A 19,588-nucleotide genomic window follows, 5' to 3' on the forward strand; every position below is an offset into this window, starting at 1 on the left:
TTCGGCCTCCGCCAGCCGGACACGGGCCGCAAATGACAGAAGTCCCGGATCAGAGAACTGATCCGGGACCTCGTGTTGTCGGGGTGGCGGGATTCGAACCCACGACCTCTTCGTCCCGAACGAAGCACGCTACCAAGCTGCGCCACACCCCGGTCACAACGAGGGATACTCTAGCGTCCCCCGTCGGGATTCGCGAAACCGGGTCAGACGGGCAGCGGCACGCGCTCGCGCAACGGCGTCGCGGGGACCGGCGCGTCGTCGCCACCGCCCCCGGGGCCGGCGACCAACTCGAGCAGTGTGGCCTCGGGTTTGCAGAACGTCCGGACCGGCACGTACGGCGAGGTTCCCAGCCCGGCGGAGACGTGCAGGACCAGGTTCCGGCCCCAGGCCGAGAGGCCCTGCACCCGCGAGCGGTCGATCCCGCAGTTGGTGACGATCGCCCCGGTGGGCAGGCAGAGCTGTCCACCGTGGGTGTGGCCGGCCACGGCGAGGTCGTACCCGTCGCTGTCGAAGCGGTCCAGAATACGGGGCTCGGGCGCGTGCACCAGGCCGATCCGCAGGTCGAACGCCGGCCCGGCGGGACCCTCGATCTCGCTGTAGCGGTCGCGGTCGATGTGCGGGTCGTCGACGCCCGCCACCAGGACCCGACGGCCGTCCACGGCGATCTCCGCCCGCCGGTGAGTGGCGTCCACCCAGCCGCGCTCGGAGAACGCCGCCTTGAGATCGCGCCACGGCAGGGGGATCGCCGAGTGCTTCTTCTGGCCGATCCCGATGTAGGGCAGCGGGTTCTTGGGCACCGGCGCGAAGTAGTCGTTGGAACCGAAGACAAACGCCCCGGGAACGCCGAGGAGCGGGCCGAGGGCCTGCACGACCGAGGGCACCGCCCGGTCGTTGGAGAGGTTGTCGCCGGTGTTGAGCACCAGGTCCGGCTCCAACTGCGCCAGCGACGCGAGGAATCGCTGCTTGCGCTTCTGTCCGGGCGTCATGTGGATGTCGGATACGTGCAGAATTCTCAGCGGGCGCGACCCCGGGGCGAGCAGGGGGAGCGTGTGATGACGCACGGTGAAGTCGTTGCGTTCCCACCCGGTGGCGTAGACCGTCCCGGCCACGACCGCCCCGGCGAGCAGGGCCGCAGCCTGGGCGGGAGAGGACGGCGGGGTGGTGCGGGAACGGCGGGAGGGACGCTGCATCAGTCAAGACTACCGGCGGTCCGCGGTGGCTTCTGGTTGCTGCGACGACAGCCCCCGGCGGCTGCGACGGCCTTCCGGGTCGCCGCGGCGACTACCTCGGCGGCGAGATGGTGATCGGCGCCAGTCCGGGCACGTTGAGCACGACGGGAGCGTCGCCGATCGCGGCCCCCGGCCCGGAGGCGCCCTGGCCGGGGCCTCCGGCGCCGCCTCTGCCGCCCGTGCCGCTGGTTCCGCCCCCGCCGGTCGATCCGTCGGACACGCGGAGCGTGACCTGGGATCCGGGGATGCCGGTCCCACCGTCCAGCCCCACCACCGTCCCGTACGGGCGGCCGGTTCCGGACACGAACTGGGTGTTGACGACGAACCCGGCGCCCGTGAGCAGCGAGACGGCCGCGGACTGACTCATGCCCTCGACATCCGGGGCTCCCGCCCCGCTCTTGCCCGCCTGATAGGCGGGGTCCGGTGCCGGGAGTTGGACCGGTCCGTAGATGTCCGCGATCGGGCTGAACGCCGAGAACCAGGTGTTGGCCGGCTCGTTTCCGCCGAAGAGGTTGCCGTACGAGCACTGCCGCAGCGGGCTGGTGCACAACTCGGTGGTGGTGGTGCCGTCGTTGAAGGCGTAGACGGCGGCGGCGTAGTGGTTGGTGAACCCGAGGAACGCCGACGAGCGGTTGGCCTCGGTGGTTCCCGTCTTGCCCGAGACGGGCCGACCCCACCCGGCCGAGCTGGCGGCGTTCGCGGCGGTGCCCCTGGCCACCGAGTCCTTGGACATGGCCACGGCCAGGGTGTTGGCCAGCCCGGGCTCGACCACCTGTTCACATGCCGGCTCGCTGAGCTCGACGGGTTTGCCGGTGCGGTCGGTGATCGACTCGATGGGGCTCGGCGGGCACCAGACCCCGCCGGAGGCGAGGGTCGCTCCCACGTTGGACAGTTCGAGCGCGTTGACCGCGGTGGGGCCGAGGGTGAACGACCCCAGGTTGCTCTTCTTGACGTACTCGGCGATCGAGTCGCCGCCCGCCGCGGTCCCCTTGCGGTCGTAGGACCGCATGCCGAGCCGCACCGCCATGTCCACGGTCGGCGTCACCCCGACGTCCTTGATGAGGTTGACGAAGGTGGTGTTGGGCGACTGCGCGAGGGCGTCGGTCACGGACAGCGAACCCGGGTAGGAACCGGCGTTCTCGACGCAGTACTGGGCGGGTGGGCACCCGACCGCACCTCCGGCGCCGAGGCCCGAGACCTGGACGCGACGAGGAACGGAGAGCGAGGTGTTGGTACCCATCCCCTTCTCCATGGCCGCGGCCACCGTGAAGATCTTGAACACCGAGCCGGCGCCGTCGCCGACCAGCGAGAACGGCTGCGGCTGGACGGTCTGGCTGTCGCCCAGCTCCAGGCCGTACTGGCGGCTCGAGGCGATAGCGACGACCTTGTGGGAGTCCTGGCCGGGGCGGACGACGCTCATGACCTCGGCCACGCCCTGGGCCGTCGGGTTCCCATAGGTGTCGAGCGAATCCTGGACCGAAGCCTGGACGGTCTCGTCGAGGGTGGTGCGGATGGTGTAGCCGCCCTGCTCGACCATCTCGCGGCTCAGGCCGTTCTGGTCGAGGTAGTCCAGGACGTAGTCACAGAAGAACCCGCGGTCACCGGCCGTGATGCACCCGCGGGGCAACGAGTTCGGGCGCTCGAGGACGCCGAGGGGTTCGGCGATGTAGCCCGCGCCCGCGCCCGGGGTGATGGCCCCGGTCTGGACCATCGTGTCGATGACCGTGTCCCGCCGGTTCCTGGTGTCCTCGGGATTGGTGTACGGGTTGAACCTGCTGGTGGACTGCACCATCCCGGCCAGCGTCGCGGCCTGGGGGACGCTGAGGTCTGCGGCGTCCACCCCGAAGTAGGTCTGCGCGGCGGTCTGCACGCCGAAGGTGCCGTTGCCGAACGAGACCAGGTTGAGGTACTTGCTGAGGATGTCGTCCTTGCTCATCTCGCTGTCGAGGGTGAGCGCCATCCGGATCTCTTTGATCTTGCGCGCCGGGGTGGTCTCCACGGCCGCGCGCCGCTCCGCGTCGTTCTCGGCGGAGACGAGGAACTGATAGTTCTTGACCAGCTGCTGGTCGATGGTCGAGGCGCCCTGCTGGACGTCACCGGACGTGGCGTTGGTGAGTGCGGCCCGGATCGTGCCGCGCCAGTCCACCCCCGAGTGGTCGGCGAACCGGCGGTCCTCGATCGCGATGATCGCCAGCTTCATGTTCTGCGAGATCTCCGCGCTGGGCACGATCACCCGTTGCTGGTCGTAGAGCCACGCGATGGGTTCCCCGCCGGCGTCGGTGACCGTGGAGATGGACGGCAGATCGCCCTTGATCAGATCCGCGGACGTCCCCGCCAGGGAGTCCGCCATCTTGTTGGAGGCCAGTCCCGCGGCCCCGGCGATCGGGAACAGGGACCCGGCCGCGACCACTCCGGCGGCGACGCAGGTCGCGACCAGCTTTCCCAACGAACTCATACCCGACACGCCAACCAGGCTACGGGACCACCCCTGGCGCGCCACTCCGCGAGGCCACATCGGTAGATGTCTCTTTACTTCTGTTGTGTGACTACGGTAACAATATGAGGGAACACGGGACGTTTCGAGTCGGAGTGAGGTCGTCGTCAGACGGCGCCACCGGACAGGGACTCCCGCGGACATTGTGAGCCCACCGCGCCGGGTTGGCTCAGAAGGCCGGAGCGTGGGCGGTGAACCCGTCAGCGACTCCACTCAGACAGGGGTACATCAATGACGGCCACCCTTCCCGGAACCTCGCGTTCTGCCGACACGGGAGTTCGCCCCGGAACACACAACCCCCTCGGGACCGAGGAGACGATCATCGGGGAGGGCCGCCAGGAGTGGGTTGCCCAGGCCCGGTGCAAGGACATCGACCCGGACGAGCTCTTCGTCCGCGGAGCCGCGCAGCGCAAGGCGACCTCCATCTGCCGCCACTGCCCGGTCCTCCTCCAGTGCCGCGCCGATGCGCTGGACAACCGCGTCGAGTTCGGCGTCTGGGGCGGGATGACCGAGCGTCAGCGCCGCGCGCTGCTCAAGCAGCATCCCGAGGTGCGGTCCTGGGCGGACTTCTTCGCCCAGCAGATCGAGCGGCACGCCCCCATCTACTGATCTACTGATCGGCGCCACTCGCACGCGGTCCGCGGCACCTGCCGCGGACCGCGTCGTGCTCTCGCGGGGCCGTGTGTTCGCCGGACCGCGCGCCGGCGAGGGCCGTGCTCGGTCAGTCGGACGGTCAGCCGCAGAGCTGGTCGCCCACCGACCGCAGCGCCTCGAGGTTCGAGATCTCGAAGGGCAGCGACGGCACGCCGACGATCCGCACGTCCGGATGGGTGTCGGTGAACGACTCGAGCAGCCGGACCTCCTGCTTGGCCGTCCCGGCCCGGTCGGCGTGGATGCGGAGCACCGCCTCGGCCTCCGGATTCGACGACCCCAGCCGGTCCGCGGCCGCGCACGCCTGCTCGGCCGTGAGGTCGGTCAGCCGCGGATGGGTCCGGTTGATCACCACCCCCGCCAACGGCATCTTCTCCTCCGCGAGCCGCTCGGCGAAGAACGCGGCCTCCCGCAGCGCGGGTCGCTCCGCGGACGAGACCACCAGGAACTCCGTGCCCTTGCGGCGCAGGACCGCCTGGGTGCGGGAGGCACGGGTGGCGAATCCGCCGAACGTGGTGTCCAGCGCGACCACCATCTCGGAGGCGTCCTTGAGCATCGACGACCCGACGACGGCCGACACGCCCCGCATCGCGGTACTCATGGCACCGGTGACCAGCCGACCCATCCCGCGGCCGGGAGCCGCGAACACCCGCATGAGACGGCTGTCCATGAAGGCTCCCAGGCGACGCGGGGCGTCGAGGAAGTCGAGGGCGTTGCGCGACGGAGGGGTGTCGACGACGACGAGATCCCACGTCGAGTCCTCGAGCAGCTGCCCCAACTTCTCCATGGCCATGTACTCCTGCGTCCCGGCGAACGAGGTGACCATGGTCTTGTAGAAGCGGTTGTCCAGGATGGACTGCGCCCTCTCGGGCGTGGCGTTGGCGGAGACCAGCTCGTCGAACGTGCGACGCATGTCGAGCATCATCGCGTGCAGCGACCCCCCGGAGTCCGCGTGGTCCGGCCCGAGGTCCACCCGGGACGGCTCGTTGGAGAGGTCGTCGATGCCCAGTGCCTGCGCGAGACGACGGGCCGGGTCGATCGTGAGGACCACCGTGTCGCGGCCGAGTTCGGCGGCACGCAGGGCGACGGCCGCGGCGGTGGTGGTCTTGCCCACGCCGCCGGCGCCGGTGGTGACCACGACGCGGGTCGCCGGGTCGCTGAGGATGGCGGTGATGTCGAGGCGACGAGGCATGTCAGCTCACTCCCTGATCGACGAGGGCGGAGGCGAGGTCGTACAGGTCGGCGACCTCGACACCGTGGGGCAGGGCGGGCAGGACGAGCGTCGGGCCGTGGGCCGAGGTCAGCATCTCGCCGGCCTTGAGCTGGCCGCGTGCGACGCGGGCGTGTTCGATCGCCTCCACGAGGAGCCCCTGCAGGCCCTCGTCGTCGAGCTCGATCCCGGTCTCGTCGAGCCCGACGAGTACCGCCTCGGCGTCGATCTCCTCCGCGGCGATCCGCTCGAGCGCGGCGTCGTCGAGGTGCCTGGTCTCGGCCCGGTTGATGATCACCTGGCCCACGCGCAGCCCGTGGGAGCGCAGCTCCTCGATCGCCTCGATGGTCTCCTGGACCGGCAGCGACTCGAGCAGCGTGACCAGGTGCACGACCGTCTGCGTGGAGTGGACCAGCTCGGAGACGGCCTCGGCCTGGCGCCGGATCGGGCCGCCCGCGGCCAGGTCCGCCATCGCGGTGGTCACGTCGAGGAACTTGCCGATCCGGCCCGTGGGCGGGGCGTCCACCACCACGGCGTCGTACACGACCTCCTTCTTGGCGTATTCGCGCCGGACGACCTCGTAGATCTTGCCGGTCAACAGGACGTCCTTGAGGCCGGGCGCGATGGTGGTGGCGAACTCGATCGCCCCCACCGACTTCATGACCTTCCCGACCACGCCGAGGTGATAGAAGGTGTCGAGGTAGTCGAGCATCGCGGCCTCGATGTCGATGGCCAGCGCGAACACCTTGCCGCCGCCGTCGACCCGGGCCACCAGCTCCTCGCGGTAGGGCAGCGGGGCGCGGTCGAAGATGCGCGCGATGCCCTGGCGTTCCTCCACCTCCACCAGCAGGACGCGCTTACCGGTCGACGCCAGCGCGAGCGCGAGCGCCGTGGCGACGGTGGTCTTGCCCGTGCCGCCCTTCCCGGACACGTAGTGCAGTTCTGCGCGTGCGGAGTCGTCGCACCACCCGGTGGACAGCTCGTCAGCGATGGACGTCCGCGTTCCCGGACCCTCTGTGGCTGGCATGCGATCCACACTAAACGCAACACCGCTGTGAGCGGGACGCTCTCGACTTCCCTAGAGTGGGCACCATGAGCGAAATCACCTCCGCAGCCCGGTTCGAGTACGCCACCGTCCCGCTGCTCACCCACGCCACCAAGCAGATCCTCGACCAGTGGGGCAGTGACGGCTGGGAACTCGTCTCCGTGCTGCCCGGCCCCACCGGTGAGCAGCACGTCGCCTACCTCAAGCGAACGCTCTGATGTCCGAGGGCGAGGGCGCCGGGTACTGGAGCCGCAAGCTGGAGCAGCTCGGGTTGGAGCTGCCGACCGTCGTGCCGCCCGTGGCCAACTACGTCCCCGCCGTCCGGACCGGCGCGTTCGTCTACACCTCCGGCCAGCTGCCGATGGTCGCCGGCGCCCTCGCCGCGACGGGCAAGGTCGGGGCTGAGGTCAGCCCGGAGCAGGCCGCCGAGCTCGCCCGGACCTGCGCCCTCAACGCCCTCGCCGCCGTCGATGGTCTGGTCGGCATCGACGCGGTGGTGCGCGTCATCAAGGTCGTCGGATTCGTGGCCTCCGCGCCGGGGTTCAACGGCCAGCCCGCCGTGATCAACGGCGCCTCGGACGTGCTGGGGGAGATCTTCGGCGACTCCGGCGTCCACGCCCGCTCGGCCGTCGGCGTCTCGGAGCTCCCGCTCGACGCGCCTGTCGAGGTCGAGCTCATCGTCGAGGTCGAGGGATAGCGCCGATGGCCGGCGGACTCGCCCCCATCACCTTCCCGGCGTACGAGACGTTGCGGCCGGTCACGGAGCTGGCCGGGGTGATCCTCTGCGACAACCCGTCGGAGATGACCTTCGAGGGGACCAACACCGTCGTCCTGCGGGCGCCGGGCTCGCCGACCTGTGTGGTCGTGGATCCCGGGCCCGACGACCTCGCGCACGCCGAGCGGATCGCCGCCATCGTGGGGGAGATCGAGCTCGTCGTCGTCACCCACCGGCACGGCGACCACACCGACGGGATCGACCACCTGCGCACGCTGACGTCGGCGCCGGTCCGCGCGGTGGAGGAGCGGTTCTGCCGCGACGCCGCGCCCTTGATGACGGGCGGTGACGACGACGAGGTGATCCACGCCGCCGGTCTGGACATCATCGTGCTGGCCACGCCCGGACACACCGCGGACTCGATCAGCCTCGAGGTGCGGGCCGCCGGTACCGGGTTCACCGCGCCGCCGGACTGTGTGGTGCTCGGCGACACGATCCTCGGCCGGGATTCGACCGTCCTCGACTCGACCGACGGCGACCTGGGCGACTACATGACCAGCCTCGACACGCTGGCCGCCCGCGCCGACGGGGTCGTGGGCATCCCCGGGCACGGGCCGGACGTGGAGAACACCGCCCGCGCGGCCCAGGTGCTCGGCCAGCACCGGCGGGACCGGCTCGAGCAGATCGTGGCCGCCCGTGCCGAGCTGGGCCGCGACGCCTCCGCCGAGGCGATCACCCGGCACATCTACCGGGACGTCACGCCGTTCCTGCTGATCGTGGCCGAGCAGTCGACCAAGGTCGCGCTGCGCTACCTCGACCGGTCCGGCTAGCTCCACCGGTCCGGCCCGCTCAACGAAGAGAGCGTCCCGCGCACCCCTCTCTCGGGGGATGTGTGCGGAACACTCTTCTCGATGAAGCTAGCGGGCGCGGCGGGCCAGGCGCTCGGTGTCGGAGATGATGACGCTCTTGCCCTCGAGGCGCAGCCAGCCGCGGTGCGCGAACTCGGCCAGTGCCTTGTTGACGGTCTCGCGGGAGGCGCCGACGAGCTGGGCGATCTCCTCCTGCGTGAGGTCGTGCGTCACGCGGATGTTGCCGCCCTCCTGCGTGCCGAAGCGCTGGGCGAGCTGCAGCAGGGCCTTGGCCACGCGGCCGGGGACGTCGGTGAAGATGAGGTCCGCGAGGTTGTTGTTGGTGCGGCGCAGGCGGCGGGCCAGCACGCGCAGCAGCTGATCGGAGATCTCGGGACGCTCGGAGATCCACCGCTTGAGCGCGGAGCGGTCCATGGCCTGGATGGAGACGTCGGTGACGCAGACGGCCGAGGAGGTGCGCGGGCCCGGGTCGAAGATCGACAGCTCGCCGAACATGTCCGACGGGCCGAGGATGGACAGCAGGTTCTCGCGGCCGTCGGGGGCCTTGCGGGAGAGCTTCACCTTGCCGGAGGTGACGATGTACAGGCTGTCGCCCTGCTCGCCCTCGCGGATGATCACGTCACCCTTCGAGTACTCCTCGCGGGTCAGGTCAGCACGCAGCGCCGAGACGGCCGCGGGCTCGACACCCTGGAAAATCCCGGCCCGGGTCAGGACATCGTCAGCAGACTGGTCCGTGCGGCGATCGATCGTCACAGTCTGTGACCCTCCGTTCGGGCGCGGGCAAGGGGAGTCCGCGCCATGGCGTGCGTGTGGCGAAAGCCACTCTAGCCGCAAGCGGGCCCGAGATGTGCTCGACGCGCTGTCATCTGGCCGGCTCAGGTCTCGATCTGCTCCGGCCGGGCGAGAATGGCGGCCTCGAATCTCTCCATGAGGAGGGCGAAACCGGCGAGGAGGACCGGAACCAGGACGACGAGGATTCCCTGCATGCCCTCGAGTAAACACCGCCGGGGAGCGCCGTGCCAGCGGACCCGGCGGCGGTGACCGGGGTGGGCTCCGGGGCGCTGCCGGGGCGGGGTCCCGGCCGGTCGGTGGCACGAGCCGTAATGTGGTCTCATGCCCGACCGCGCTCCAGCTTCCCCGAAGCTCCGCAGACGAGGGGTGGCCGCGAGGGGGGTGGAAACCGACCTCGGGCGCACCCGTCGAGCCCGACGGATGCTCCGCTCCCTCGAGGAGGCGTTCCCGGTCGTCTACTGCGAACTCGACTTCCGCGATCCGCTCGAGCTGTCCGTCGCCACGATCCTGTCCGCCCAGTGCACGGACAAGCGGGTCAACGAGGTCACCCCGGCACTGTTCGCCCGCTACCGCACGGCGGCCGACTACGCGGGGTCGGATCGCGACGAGCTCGAGGCGCTGATCCGACCCACCGGTTTCTACCGCAACAAGGCGCGCAGCATCCAGGGCCTGGGCGCGGCCCTGGTGGAGAGGTACGACGGCGAGGTGCCGCGGCGGCTCGAGGACCTGGTCACCCTCCCGGGCTTCGGGCGGAAGACGGCCAACGTGGTGCTGGGCAACGCGTTCGGGGTGCCCGGTCTGACCGTGGACACCCATTTCATGCGGTTGGTGGCCCGGTGGAAGTGGACCGACGCCACCGACCCGGTCCGCATCGAGCGGGAGGTGGCGAAGCTGCTGCCCCGCCCCACCTGGACCGACGCCAGTCACCGGATCATCTTCCACGGCCGCCGGGTGTGCCACGCGCGGACCGCGGCCTGCGGGGTGTGCGTCCTGGCCGACGACTGCCCCTCGGCCGGAGAAGCCGGGCCGCTCGATCCCGTGGCCGCCGCCCGCCTGGTGGTGGGACCCGAACGGGACCACCTGCTGGAACTGGCCGGACTGGGGGATCAGGCGTGAGTGCGTCGCTGAGATGGTCGCTCGTGGCCTTGGTCGCGCTGGTCGGCGTCGTCGTCGCCCTGCTCTCCACCATCGGCAACAGTGACCAGGGGCCCGGTCCCGGCGCGGCGGCGCCGACCGCTCCGACGGCGACCGCCCCGCCGGCGGGCTCCCCACCGGCGGAGGAGCCGTACACCACCGTCGACCCCGACACCCGCGCGGCGGCCGGGCTCCCGGCCTGCCGGGACGGCGCGGTGCCCGCCACCACGGTCGGCCCCGTGGCCGGCCTCATGGTGCGCTGCATGGACGACGGCGACACCACCACGCTCGGCAAGATCCAGGCGGGGACCCCGATGCTGGTCAACCTGTGGGCCTACTGGTGCGAGCCGTGCCGCCGCGAGCTGCCCGCCATCCGGGACGCGCAGGCCACGCTCGGTGACAGCGTCCGCGTGGTGCTGTCCCACACCGACCCCTCCGAGACCAAGGGCTTCGACACCCTGTCCGCGCTCGGGATCGAGGACCTGATCTCCGTCTCCGACCCCGACGAGGACCTGCCGACGCTGCTGGGGGCGCCCCCCGTGCTCCCGCTGACGGTGTTCGTCCGGGCTGATGGCACGGTGGCGCACGTGCTCGTGGAACCGATGGACAGCGAGCAGGACGTCCTCGACGCCGTCGAGGAACACCTGGGGGTGACGGCGTGAGCGGAGCCGCGCAGGACAAGGCCGTGTTCCGGCCCGGCGACGTCACCGGGGTGCCCCATCCCGGTTGGATGGACCCGCTCATGGCGGCGTGCACCGACGGCAGCTTTGACGGGCTGCTGCCCAAGCGGCGGCCGCCCGAGGACCGTGGACCCAACGAGGTCGGGCGGCCACACCGCGACGCCGCCGTGCTCGTCCTGTTCTCCGGATCCCCCGCGGCCCCCGGCCCGCAGCCGCCGGGTGACGCCCGCGTCCTGCTCACCCACCGCGCGGCCACCCTGCGCAGCCACTCGGGGCAGATCTCCTTCCCCGGCGGCGGCGTGGACGACACCGACAGCGGTCCGATCGAGGCGGCCCTGCGTGAGGCGTGGGAGGAGACAGGGCTCGACGCGTCCGGGGTGGATGTGCTCGCCGTGCTGCCCGAGCTGTACATCCCGGTCTCCAACTACTCCGTCGCCCCGGTGCTGGGTTACTGGCGCGAACCGATGGAGGTCGGGGTGGTGGACACCGGCGAGACCTCGCGGGTGATGACGGTGTCGGTGAACGAGTTGCTGGACCCCGCCAACCGCTTCCTGCTCAGACACTCCACCGGCTGGACCGGCCCGGCGTTCCAGCACGACGACCTGGTGGTGTGGGGTTTCACCGCCGGCATCCTGGCAGCGATGTTCAGCTCGGCCGGGTGGGACCTGGACTGGGACACCGGGGACGTGCGCGATCTGGAGGAGACCCTGGCCGCGTCCGCGAACGGTGAGCAGTCCCGGCTGTCGGCCGAGGAGGCCCGGCGCGAGTCCGCCGACCCGCTCGCCGACCGGACCGTCGCGGGGGTACCCGGGGTGCGGTCGGGTCACGCCGACGGCCGGGCCGGTTCAGCGCCCACGTCCGGCGGCGCGCGCTCCGGCGTGCCCGGGGACGCCACCGAGGACGCCACCGGGGACGCCACCGGGGACGCCACCGACGCCCCGCTCGACCTGCCCGCCGACGATCCCCGGAGGGGCTACCGGTGACGGGCTCGCAGTGGCTCGATCTGGCGTTGTTCGCCCTGGCCGCCGCCGCCGCCATCTCGGGGTGGATCAACGGCGCCGCGGCCTCGGGCTTCGCGCTGCTGGGGGTGGGCATCGGCGCCACCTCGGGGCTGCTCGTGGCGCCCCATCTGGTCCGCGAGTTCGATTCGCCCCTGGGCCGGCTCACGGTGGGACTCGCCGTCATCGCCGTGATGGTGATCATCGGACAGATCGCCGGGGTGACCATCGGCCGCGCGGCCCGGCGCTACATCTCCGGGACGTTTGCCAAGATCCTGGACAGCACCATCGGGGCCGTGTTCCAGGCCGCGGCCATCCTCCTGGTGGCGTGGTTGGTGGCCATCCCGATCGCCGCCCAGGAGGGGCCGGGCCCGGGGAAGGCGGTGCGGGGGTCGTCGGTGCTCGCCAAGATCGACGACGTCGCCCCCGAGCAGCTGCAACGGATCCCGGGCGCGTTCACCGCGGTGCTCGGCACCACCGGCTTCCCGGACATCCTCGGCCCCTTCGGCACCACCCCCATGCAGGAGGTGGCCCCGCCGGACCCGGTTCTGACCGGGTCACAGGTGGTGGCCGCGGTGCAGCCGTCGGTCCTCAAGATCCTGGGGCGGGCCGAGTCCTGTAGCCGTGCCCTCGAGGGCTCCGGGTTCGTGGCCGCGCCCGGGCTCGTCATGACCAATGCCCACGTGGTGGCCGGGACAGGCTCCGTGAAGGTCGTGGTGGGTGACGAGGAGCTCGACGCCGACGTGGTGGCCTACGACTCGCGCGTGGACATCGCCGTCCTGCGGGTACCCGGTCTGCAGGCGCCGGTGCTGCCCTTCGCCGAGCGCCGCTCCCGGACCGGCGACAGCGCGATCGTCGTGGGTTACCCCGGAAACGGCCCCTTCCGTGCTGACTCCGCTCGGATCCGCGAGAGGGTCACGCTCCGCGGGCCGGACATCTACCGCAAGGAGACGGTCGAGCGCGAGGTGTACATCCTGCGGGGGGCCGTGCGCGAGGGCAACTCCGGCGGGCCGTTGATCTCGCCGGAGGGGCAGGTCGTGGGCGTGGTGTTCGGCGCCGCGATGGACGCCGCCGACACCGGGTACGCGCTCACCGTCGAGCAGGTGCTCCCGCAGCTCGAGATCGCGGTCGATGCGGTCGCACCCGTGTCGACGGGGTCCTGCGTCGGGGCGCCCTGACCGGGCTCAGAACCCGCTGACGTCGCGCGCGAAGTCCACGATCAGTCGCGACGTCGCCGCGGGATCCTCCATGGCCGGGTAGTGCCCGGCTCCGGGGACGAGCTCGGTGCGGAAATCGCGCGCCCATTCCCGGGACGCGCGGACGGTCTCGGGACGGATGAACCGGTCCTCGGCACCGCTGATCGCCAACACCGGCTGGTCCAGCACCCGGGAGACGGTGCGGCGGAAGTCCCGGCCGTCAGGGCGCATCTGGCTGCGGATCATCCATCGGCGGCTCTCCAGCGACAGGTGCGCGACCTTGGGGATGAGCATCGCGCGCCGGAGCAGCCCGGCGGTCTCGGCGAAGTCGGAGGTGCCCGACCACGCCGACCCGGAGCGGGCCCGGAGCATGGTCTCCACCGCCGCCGCGCCGTCGGCGGTGAGGCGGCGTTCGGCCAGGCGCGGTACCTGGTCCGCCAGCAGGCCCGGGACCAGCGCGCGGCGCTGGTCGCGGTCGCGGAGCGCGGCGCGTCGGGTGGCGAGGGGGTGGGGGGAGCCGACGACGACGAGGCCCCGCACCGCGCGCGGCCGCCGGTACGCAGCCGTCCACGCCACGAATCCGCCCTCACCCTGACCCACGATCACCGCGGAGGAGTGTCCGAGTGCCCGGATGAGGTTGGTGATGTCGGTGGACAGCGTCCAGGCGTCGTAACCGCGGGGCGGTTTGTCGGAGTCGCCGTGACCCCGCAGGTCCACTGCGACGGCGTGGAAACCGGCCTCGGCGAGTGCGACCATGGGCGCACGCATCGTCCACCAGATCCCGCCCAGTCCGTGGATCAGCAGGACCAGCGGTGGGGTCTCGCCGGGGGCGGTGTCCGCCGGGAGGGCCTCCGCCACGTGCAGGCGGATGCCGTTGGCCGAGACATCACGATGCCGCCACGACCCGTCGACTCTGACGCTCGACGGGTCGGGCGGCCGACGTGCGGACGCGTTCAGCTGCGCGCAGCGGGCAGGGGCGTCTCGGTGGTCCGTACCGTCCCGGGGCGCGGCTCGGCACCCGTGGGCATGGCCAACTTGAGGTCGGACACCGAGTCGATGGTGCGCTGCGGCTTACGGATCTTCTTGATCTTGCGGTATCCCAGCAGACCGAACACCGCGGCCATCAGCACTAGGACCACGAACACGATGAGGAACCCCATCCAGTCCCACGTCTTGGTCCCGAACCACATCGAGATGAGCTTGGCCCACATGAAGACGAACGGGAAGAAGGACATCAGGAGCAGCACGAGCGCCGCGATGAAGAAGCCCGACCCGGTGGCCGCCTTCTTCACCTGCTCGGCGACCTCGGTCTTGGCCAGCTCGATCTCCGAGCGCAAGAGCGTCGACACCTGGGTCGAGGCGTTCTTGACCAGGGTTCCGATGCTGGCATCGCCCCGACCGATCGAATCCGCGTCGTGCAGGGGGATCGATGCCTCGGTCGGCGTATGGGTTCCCTGGGCGTGGCTCACGGTAGTTCCTCCATTGTCAGGCGACGGGTGCACCGCCGTCCATCGTGCCACGACACGTGGCTGCCTTCACCCGCTACCCGGTCAGCCGCGGGTGCCCTTCTCCCTGATCTGGTCCATGATGGTCGGATCCGACAAGGTCGAGGTGTCCCCACCGTCGCGACCCTCGGCCATGTCCTTGAGGAGGCGCCGCATGATCTTGCCGGATCTGGTCTTGGGCAGTTCGGGCACGATCGTGATGTCGCGCGGCTTGGCGATCGGGGAGATCTCCCGCGACACCTCGGCACGCAGCTCGTCGATGAGCTTCTGGCGGTCCTCCTCGGCGTCGACGTTGCCGCGCAGGATGACGTAGGCGACGATCGCCTGGCCGGTGGTCTCGTCGTTCGCGCCGACCACGGCGGCCTCGGCGACCGCACGGTGGCCGACGAGCGCCGACTCGACCTCGGAGGTCGAGATGCGGTGGCCGGAGATGTTCATGACGTCGTCGACCCGGCCGAGCACCCACAGCGCCCCGTCGGCGTCCCACTTGGCGCCGTCGCCGGCGAAGTAGTAGCCCTCCTCGGCGAACCGGGACCAGTAGGTGTCCCGGTAGCGGTCCATGTCGCCCCAGATGCCGCGGAGCATGGCCGGCCACGGTTCGGTGATCACCAGGAAGCCCTGCTCTTCCGCCGGAACCTCCTTGGCGTCGCTGTTCACGATGGACACGTTGATGCCGGGCAGCGGCAGCATGGCCGAACCGGGCTTGGTGTGGGTCAGACCCGGGAGGGGCGCGATCATGATCGCGCCGGTCTCGGTCTGCCACCACGTGTCGACGATGGGGGCCTTCCCGCCACCGATGTTGTCCCGGTACCAGCGCCAGGCCTCCGGGTTGATCGGCTCACCGACGGAGCCGAGCAGGCGGATCGACGACAGGTCGTGCGCTGCCGGGATCTCCTTGCCCCACTTCATGAACGTGCGGATCAGGGTGGGGGCGGCGTAGTAGATGGTGACGCCGTACTTCTCGATGATCTGGAAGTGGCGGTGCTCGTCCGGCGAGTTGGGAGTGCCCTCGTAGACGATGCACTCCGCGCCGTTGGACAGGGGTGCGTACACGCCGTACGTGTGGCCGGTGACCCAGCCGACGTCCGCGGTGCACCAGTAGACGTCCTCGCCGGGCTTGTGGTCGAACACGTAGTGGTGGGTGTACGAGGCCTGGGTGAGGAAGCCGCCGGTGGTGTGGACGATGCCCTTGGGCTTGCCCGTGGTGCCGGAGGTGTACAGCAGGAAGAGCGGGTGCTCGGAGTCGAAGGCCTCCGGGGTGTGCTCGGCGGACTGCTGCGGGACGACCTCGTCCCACCAGACGTCGCGGCCGTCGGTCCAGTCCACGTCCATGCCGGTCCGGCGGACCACGAGCACCGTCTGCACGGACTCGGCGTGTCCGTCGACATCGACGCCCTCCCCGGACAGCGCGTCGTCGACACCGGCCTTGAGCGGCGCGGGCTTACCTCGCCGGAACTGGCCGTCGGCCGTGATGACGACCTTGGCCGACGCGTCGTCGACGCGGGAGCGCAGTGCGTTCGGCGAGAAACCGGCAAAGACGACGGAGTGGGTCAGGCCGAGGCGGGCGCACGCGAGCATCGCGATGTAGACCTCGGGCAGCAGCGGCATGTAGATGGCCACCCGGTCGCCGGCGACGAGGCCGAGCGAGTCGAGGTAGTTGGCGGTGCGGCTGACCTCGTCCTTGAGTTCGGAGTAGGTGATGTCGCGGGAGTCACCCTCCGGCTCGCCGATCCAGTGGATGGCCACCCGGTCGCCGTTGCCGGCCTCGACGTGGCGGTCGACGCAGTTGTAGGCCACGTTGAGCTCGCCACCCACGAACCACTTGGCGACGGGGGCATCGGACCAGTCCAGCACCTCGGACCACTCGGTCGCCCAGTCCAGGCGACGTGCCTGTTCGTCCCAGAACGCGAGCCGGTCAGTGGCTGCGTGGTCGTAGAGATCGGCCTGGGCGTTGGCCTGGGCGGTGAAGGCAGGGTCGGGGGCGAAGGGCTGTGGGTGGTCGTGATCGGTCATCTGCGGCTCTCCTCGGTTACGGGTTCACGGCGGCCGGAGTCGACACGGCGGAGACTACTCCGGCCGTCTTCTGTGAGCGTAGTCACATGCTGCGCGCCATGTCGGGCAACGCAGCCGACGGGGGGACGTCGGGGGAGGTGACGCTGTGTAGAGAGGCTGTGTAGAGAGGCTGTGTGGAGAGGGTGCGTTTAGAGGCCCTGTGGTGAGGCCCGGTGGTTAGGCCCGGTGTTGAGGCCCGGTGGTCAACCGCGGTCGGGAGACGTGGCCGACCCGCCCTCGCCCTTCGGCTCGCCGGCGTCGCGTCCCGTGGGGTCCGTCCCGCCGGACTGTGCTGATCCGGGCTGCGTCGATCCGGGCTGTGTCGTTCCGGGCTGCGTCGTGCCGGGTTTCGCGGATGTCCGGGTCTCGCCCACCTCGGGCTTCGGTGAGGTCGTCGTCGTCGTCTTGGTTTCGGTCTTCTTCTTGCCGAGCATCCCCGGCGTGCTGCCCCCCGCCTTGTCGGGCGACGTGTCCGACTCCGTCCCGGCGGGCTTCTCTGCCGGTGTCCTGCCCTGGGGAGCCGTGCTGCGGGGCTTCGATGGGACAGACGGGTCCGACGGCGCCGACTGGTCCGACGGGTCCGACGGCGCAGACGGGGCAGACCGGGCCGACGGCGCAGACGGGGCCGACCGGGCTGACGGGGCGGTCTCCTGCGCGAGGACGGGTGGCTCGATGCCGTAGTACTCCAGTAGCTTGACCTCCTGCGCGGCGGTGAGCGCGTCCTCCGTGTGATCGGGGCGCGGGGAATCTCGGATCACGGAGCGGGTGTGGTCCACGTGCAACTCGTCGTCGAGCAGGCGGGCGCCGTGCAGGGGGACGATCGCGTCGGAGGAGAAGATGCCCGTCGAGACGGTCGCGAACGTGATCTTGCCGCTGTCGTCGTCGACATACACCTGTCGCACCGCCCCGATCTTCGTCCCCGTCGAGTCGAAGACGGTCGCGCCGAGCAGAGCGTCGAGCTGGTCCTTGAGGGTCACGGGGTCTCCGAGGGTCGAGGTGGACGCCAGGACCGCGGTGCGCCCTGTGCTGGTGGTGATTACACCAGCTAGACAGCGGTTGAGGAAGGTGATCAGGGCCGGTGTCGGCGGATCGCGGTGCGCGGGATGGCGGCGTCGCCCGGGTCGGTAGCCTCAACCGGGTGACTACTCGAGCCCAGGACCCCCTCGCCCCACTGGTGTTGCTACCCGGTGTGGCCGAGGCGTCAGAAGCCGCCCGGTCCGCGCTCGCCACCGTCCACCGGCATCCCGCCAACCGCCGGGGCTGGGCCACGACGGCAGCGGAGTCCGTGCTCCGCGGGGCGCGGGCCTCTGCCGGGGTGGAGGGTGCGTCGGTGCGTCTGGACTCCGACGGCGACCACGACGAGGTCCTGGCCAGCGCGCTCCGCGTGGCGGGCGAGCTGACCGGGGAGTCCCTCGACCGGGCCGTGTCCGTGTGGACCCGGTCTCCCCTGCAGGAGCTGGCACATCTGCACCTGCTGGCCGTTTCCGGGACCGGCGTCGATGCGGAATCCCTGGGGCGTCCCCGGCCTGAGGAGGGTGTCGCCGAGCGGCTCCAGGGACTGGCCGGGCTGGTCACCGGTGACACCCGAGTGCCCGCGCCGGTGCTCGCGGCGGTGGTACTGGGCGAGCTCTCGGGCCTGCAACCATTCGGCTCCGGGGACGGGATCGTGGCTCGGGCGGCGTTCCGTCTGGTCGCCGTGTCCACCGGCCTGGACCCGCATTGTCTGGGCGTGCCCGAGGTGACCTTCTACCGGGATCCCGAGGCGCACCGATCCGCGCTCAGCGGGTTCGTCTCCGGGTCCGGGGAGGGCGTCGGCAACTGGATCCTTCACTGCTGTAGAGCGCTGGAGGCGGGCGCGCGCGAGGCCACGTCCATCGCTGACGCCGTGGGGACCTGACACGCCACCTGCTCGGTACGCGGACGGTCCGACACGCGAATGGCGGGTCGGCACACGTGCCGACCCGCCAACTCACTGCGGTTCCATCGAGAGATCCGGGTACCAGGCGTCCTGTGATCCGCCGTGTCGCCGGTCCGGGACAACCGTCGGTGACGGCTGGCGCGGACCCACGGCTGGTTTGCCTCTCGGGCGTTATCCGTCGCGTGGGTTCCGGAATATCGATGACGGCGGTGTGAGCGGGGAACCGTGACTTCTCTTCCGTTCCGGTTCTGGCGCTCTTCCCGCCGTGCCCTGAGTGTGCCGTGCGTTGAGATCCCGGGGCGATGGAGGGATGTCACAAGGTGCGGTAAAGGTGTTGGGTGATTCCGGCTATCGCTTCCCGCCGGTTCGATAGCGGACGCTGAGTAGTTACGCTCGGTCGCCGACCGCACCCGCGGACGACCAGACGAGGGCGGCGCAGACCACAGCGGTGGCCAGGCCGAGCGCGAAGGCAGCGGTGAAGCCGCCCGGTTGGGGGAGCTCGTTTCCCCCCACCGGCACGCTGGACGCGGCGAGAAGCATTCCGGTGACGGTCGCGCCGGCGCTGGAGCCGATGCTGCGCATCAGCGCGTTGACCCCGCTGGCGGCCCCTGAGGCGTCCGGTGGCACCGCCGCCAACACCAGGGTGGGAATGGCGGCGATTCCGATCGCGACGCCGGCCAGGAGCAGAGCATTGAACACGATGATGTGCCACACCCGGCAGGTGGTTCTGAATGGGGATCACCAGGGTCTGCGTGAATGACACCGTTGTCCCGACGAAGCCGAGTGCGGCGATCAACGCCCACGGCTTGGAGTTCGTGGCGGCGGTGTCGCCGGGCACGGCGTCACGAGGCACGGTCACGAGGCACGGCGGAGCCTCCCTCCACGGGGGCCTGACGCGCGAATGGCGGGCCGGGGCACGTCCCGACCCGCCGATCCACTGCGGTTCCATCGAGAGATCCGGGTACCAGGCGTCCTGTGATCCGCCGTGTTGCCGGTCCGGGACGACCGTCGGCGACGATCGGCGCGGACCCACGGCTGGTTTTGCCTCTCGGGCGTTATCCGTCGCGTGGGTTCCGGAGATTCGATGACGGTGGTTGCCA

General features: G+C 70.7%; 20 protein-coding genes and 1 tRNA gene. 9 read left to right on the top strand and 12 right to left on the bottom strand.

Annotation, left to right across the window (positions count from 1 at the left end; genetic code table 11):
• Window positions 1-78 precede the first annotated feature (78 nt).
• The 3 genes from R4P08_RS13370 to R4P08_RS13380 form a co-directional block, all read right to left on the bottom strand.
• A tRNA-Pro gene (locus R4P08_RS13370) sits at window positions 79-152 on the bottom strand.
• A gap of 51 nt (window positions 153-203) precedes the next feature.
• Entirely contained in the window at window positions 204-1,190 is a 987-nt protein-coding gene (locus tag R4P08_RS13375; RefSeq protein WP_317814386.1) for a metallophosphoesterase, read from the bottom strand.
• A gap of 91 nt (window positions 1,191-1,281) precedes the next feature.
• Window positions 1,282-3,684 (bottom strand): transglycosylase domain-containing protein, encoded by a 2,403-nt coding sequence (locus R4P08_RS13380; RefSeq protein ID WP_317814387.1) that lies wholly within the window; start codon window positions 3,682-3,684, stop codon window positions 1,282-1,284.
• 270 nt (window positions 3,685-3,954) lie between these two features.
• On the opposite strand from R4P08_RS13380, the gene R4P08_RS13385 reads away from it, so the two are divergent.
• Window positions 3,955-4,332 carry a WhiB family transcriptional regulator gene (locus R4P08_RS13385; RefSeq protein WP_317814388.1) on the top strand — a complete coding sequence of 126 codons (378 nt, stop codon included), beginning with the start codon at window positions 3,955-3,957 and terminating at the stop codon, window positions 4,330-4,332.
• 124 nt (window positions 4,333-4,456) lie between these two features.
• Here the strand turns inward: R4P08_RS13385 and R4P08_RS13390 are convergent, their stop codons facing one another.
• Window positions 4,457-5,566: an ArsA family ATPase gene (locus R4P08_RS13390; protein WP_317814389.1), complete on the bottom strand. Its 1,110-nt coding sequence runs from the start codon at window positions 5,564-5,566 to the stop codon at window positions 4,457-4,459.
• Window position 5,567: 1 nt separating this feature from the next.
• Window positions 5,568-6,611 carry an ArsA-related P-loop ATPase gene (locus tag R4P08_RS13395; protein WP_317814390.1) on the bottom strand — a complete coding sequence of 348 codons (1,044 nt, stop codon included), beginning with the start codon at window positions 6,609-6,611 and terminating at the stop codon, window positions 5,568-5,570.
• Between the two features lie 65 nt (window positions 6,612-6,676).
• Here R4P08_RS13395 and R4P08_RS13400 point away from each other — a divergent pair, with 65 nt between their 5' ends.
• From R4P08_RS13400 to R4P08_RS13410, 3 genes are read left to right on the top strand one after another with little or no spacing between them, the layout of a single operon-like run.
• On the top strand, window positions 6,677-6,847 hold the full coding sequence (locus tag R4P08_RS13400; protein ID WP_317814391.1) for a DUF4177 domain-containing protein: 171 nt from the start codon (window positions 6,677-6,679) through the stop codon (window positions 6,845-6,847).
• Window positions 6,847-7,326, top strand: coding sequence for a RidA family protein (locus tag R4P08_RS13405; protein ID WP_317814392.1), 480 nt, complete (start codon window positions 6,847-6,849; stop codon window positions 7,324-7,326). The genes R4P08_RS13400 and R4P08_RS13405 overlap by 1 nt, the downstream gene beginning before the upstream one ends.
• A 5-nt stretch (window positions 7,327-7,331) precedes the next feature.
• Window positions 7,332-8,174, top strand: a complete 843-nt coding sequence (locus R4P08_RS13410; protein ID WP_317814393.1) for an MBL fold metallo-hydrolase — start codon at window positions 7,332-7,334, stop codon at window positions 8,172-8,174.
• Between the two features lie 87 nt (window positions 8,175-8,261).
• Here R4P08_RS13410 and R4P08_RS13415 read toward each other — a convergent pair whose 3' ends face one another.
• A complete protein-coding gene (locus R4P08_RS13415; protein ID WP_311201642.1) occupies window positions 8,262-8,966 on the bottom strand; it encodes a Crp/Fnr family transcriptional regulator in 705 nt (234 codons plus the stop codon).
• Between the two features lie 122 nt (window positions 8,967-9,088).
• Window positions 9,089-9,328: a hypothetical protein gene (locus tag R4P08_RS13420; RefSeq protein ID WP_317814394.1), complete on the bottom strand. Its 240-nt coding sequence runs from the start codon at window positions 9,326-9,328 to the stop codon at window positions 9,089-9,091.
• Window positions 9,329-9,425: 97 nt separating this feature from the next.
• On the opposite strand from R4P08_RS13420, the gene nth reads away from it, so the two are divergent.
• From nth to R4P08_RS13440, 4 genes are read left to right on the top strand one after another with little or no spacing between them, the layout of a single operon-like run.
• On the top strand, window positions 9,426-10,121 hold the full coding sequence (gene nth, locus R4P08_RS13425; protein WP_317814395.1) for an endonuclease III: 696 nt from the start codon (window positions 9,426-9,428) through the stop codon (window positions 10,119-10,121).
• On the top strand, window positions 10,118-10,801 hold the full coding sequence (locus tag R4P08_RS13430; RefSeq protein WP_317814396.1) for a TlpA disulfide reductase family protein: 684 nt from the start codon (window positions 10,118-10,120) through the stop codon (window positions 10,799-10,801). The genes nth and R4P08_RS13430 overlap by 4 nt, the downstream gene beginning before the upstream one ends.
• Window positions 10,798-11,802: a CoA pyrophosphatase gene (locus tag R4P08_RS13435; protein WP_317814397.1), complete on the top strand. Its 1,005-nt coding sequence runs from the start codon at window positions 10,798-10,800 to the stop codon at window positions 11,800-11,802. The genes R4P08_RS13430 and R4P08_RS13435 overlap by 4 nt, the downstream gene beginning before the upstream one ends.
• Entirely contained in the window at window positions 11,799-12,995 is a 1,197-nt protein-coding gene (locus R4P08_RS13440) for a MarP family serine protease (RefSeq protein WP_317814398.1), read from the top strand. The genes R4P08_RS13435 and R4P08_RS13440 overlap by 4 nt, the downstream gene beginning before the upstream one ends.
• A 6-nt stretch (window positions 12,996-13,001) precedes the next feature.
• On the opposite strand, the gene R4P08_RS13445 is transcribed toward R4P08_RS13440, so the two are convergent.
• The 4 genes from R4P08_RS13445 to R4P08_RS13460 all read right to left on the bottom strand — a co-directional run bounded on the left by R4P08_RS13445 (window position 13,002) and on the right by R4P08_RS13460 (window position 17,547).
• A complete protein-coding gene (locus tag R4P08_RS13445; protein ID WP_317814399.1) occupies window positions 13,002-13,871 on the bottom strand; it encodes an alpha/beta hydrolase in 870 nt (289 codons plus the stop codon).
• A 95-nt stretch (window positions 13,872-13,966) separates the two neighbouring features.
• Window positions 13,967-14,482 carry a phage holin family protein gene (locus R4P08_RS13450; RefSeq protein WP_317814400.1) on the bottom strand — a complete coding sequence of 172 codons (516 nt, stop codon included), beginning with the start codon at window positions 14,480-14,482 and terminating at the stop codon, window positions 13,967-13,969.
• 81 nt (window positions 14,483-14,563) lie between these two features.
• Entirely contained in the window at window positions 14,564-16,531 is a 1,968-nt protein-coding gene (gene acs / locus R4P08_RS13455) for an acetate--CoA ligase (protein WP_317814401.1), read from the bottom strand.
• Between the two features lie 242 nt (window positions 16,532-16,773).
• Window positions 16,774-17,547, bottom strand: a complete 774-nt coding sequence (locus tag R4P08_RS13460; RefSeq protein ID WP_317814402.1) for a PRC-barrel domain-containing protein — start codon at window positions 17,545-17,547, stop codon at window positions 16,774-16,776.
• A 161-nt stretch (window positions 17,548-17,708) separates the two neighbouring features.
• Between R4P08_RS13460 and R4P08_RS13465 the strand changes: the two genes are divergently transcribed.
• Window positions 17,709-18,467, top strand: coding sequence for an oxidoreductase (locus R4P08_RS13465; RefSeq protein ID WP_317814403.1), 759 nt, complete (start codon window positions 17,709-17,711; stop codon window positions 18,465-18,467).
• Between the two features lie 408 nt (window positions 18,468-18,875).
• On the opposite strand, the gene R4P08_RS13470 is transcribed toward R4P08_RS13465, so the two are convergent.
• A complete protein-coding gene (locus R4P08_RS13470) occupies window positions 18,876-19,202 on the bottom strand; it encodes a hypothetical protein (RefSeq protein WP_317814404.1) in 327 nt (108 codons plus the stop codon).
• Window positions 19,203-19,588 lie beyond the last annotated feature (386 nt).

It is taken from the genome of Rhodococcus sp. IEGM 1408 (genome assembly GCF_033142235.1).
Classification (GTDB): domain Bacteria; phylum Actinomycetota; class Actinomycetes; order Mycobacteriales; family Mycobacteriaceae; genus Dietzia.

Bases quoted from the DNA above. Each gene is read 5' to 3' on its own strand.
- R4P08_RS13375 (WP_317814386.1), bottom strand. From the start codon at position 1,190: ATGCAGCGTCCCTCCCGCCGTTCCCGCACCACCCCGCCGTCCTCTCCC.
- R4P08_RS13380 (WP_317814387.1), bottom strand. From the start codon at position 3,684: ATGAGTTCGTTGGGAAAGCTGGTCGCGACCTGCGTCGCCGCCGGAGTG.
- R4P08_RS13385 (WP_317814388.1), top strand. From the start codon at position 3,955: ATGACGGCCACCCTTCCCGGAACCTCGCGTTCTGCCGACACGGGAGTT.
- R4P08_RS13390 (WP_317814389.1), bottom strand. From the start codon at position 5,566: ATGCCTCGTCGCCTCGACATCACCGCCATCCTCAGCGACCCGGCGACC.
- R4P08_RS13395 (WP_317814390.1), bottom strand. From the start codon at position 6,611: ATGCCAGCCACAGAGGGTCCGGGAACGCGGACGTCCATCGCTGACGAG.
- R4P08_RS13400 (WP_317814391.1), top strand. From the start codon at position 6,677: ATGAGCGAAATCACCTCCGCAGCCCGGTTCGAGTACGCCACCGTCCCG.
- R4P08_RS13405 (WP_317814392.1), top strand. From the start codon at position 6,847: ATGTCCGAGGGCGAGGGCGCCGGGTACTGGAGCCGCAAGCTGGAGCAG.
- R4P08_RS13410 (WP_317814393.1), top strand. From the start codon at position 7,332: ATGGCCGGCGGACTCGCCCCCATCACCTTCCCGGCGTACGAGACGTTG.
- R4P08_RS13420 (WP_317814394.1), bottom strand. From the start codon at position 9,328: ATGAGACCACATTACGGCTCGTGCCACCGACCGGCCGGGACCCCGCCC.
- nth (WP_317814395.1), top strand. From the start codon at position 9,426: ATGCTCCGCTCCCTCGAGGAGGCGTTCCCGGTCGTCTACTGCGAACTC.
- acs (WP_317814401.1), bottom strand. From the start codon at position 16,531: ATGACCGATCACGACCACCCACAGCCCTTCGCCCCCGACCCTGCCTTC.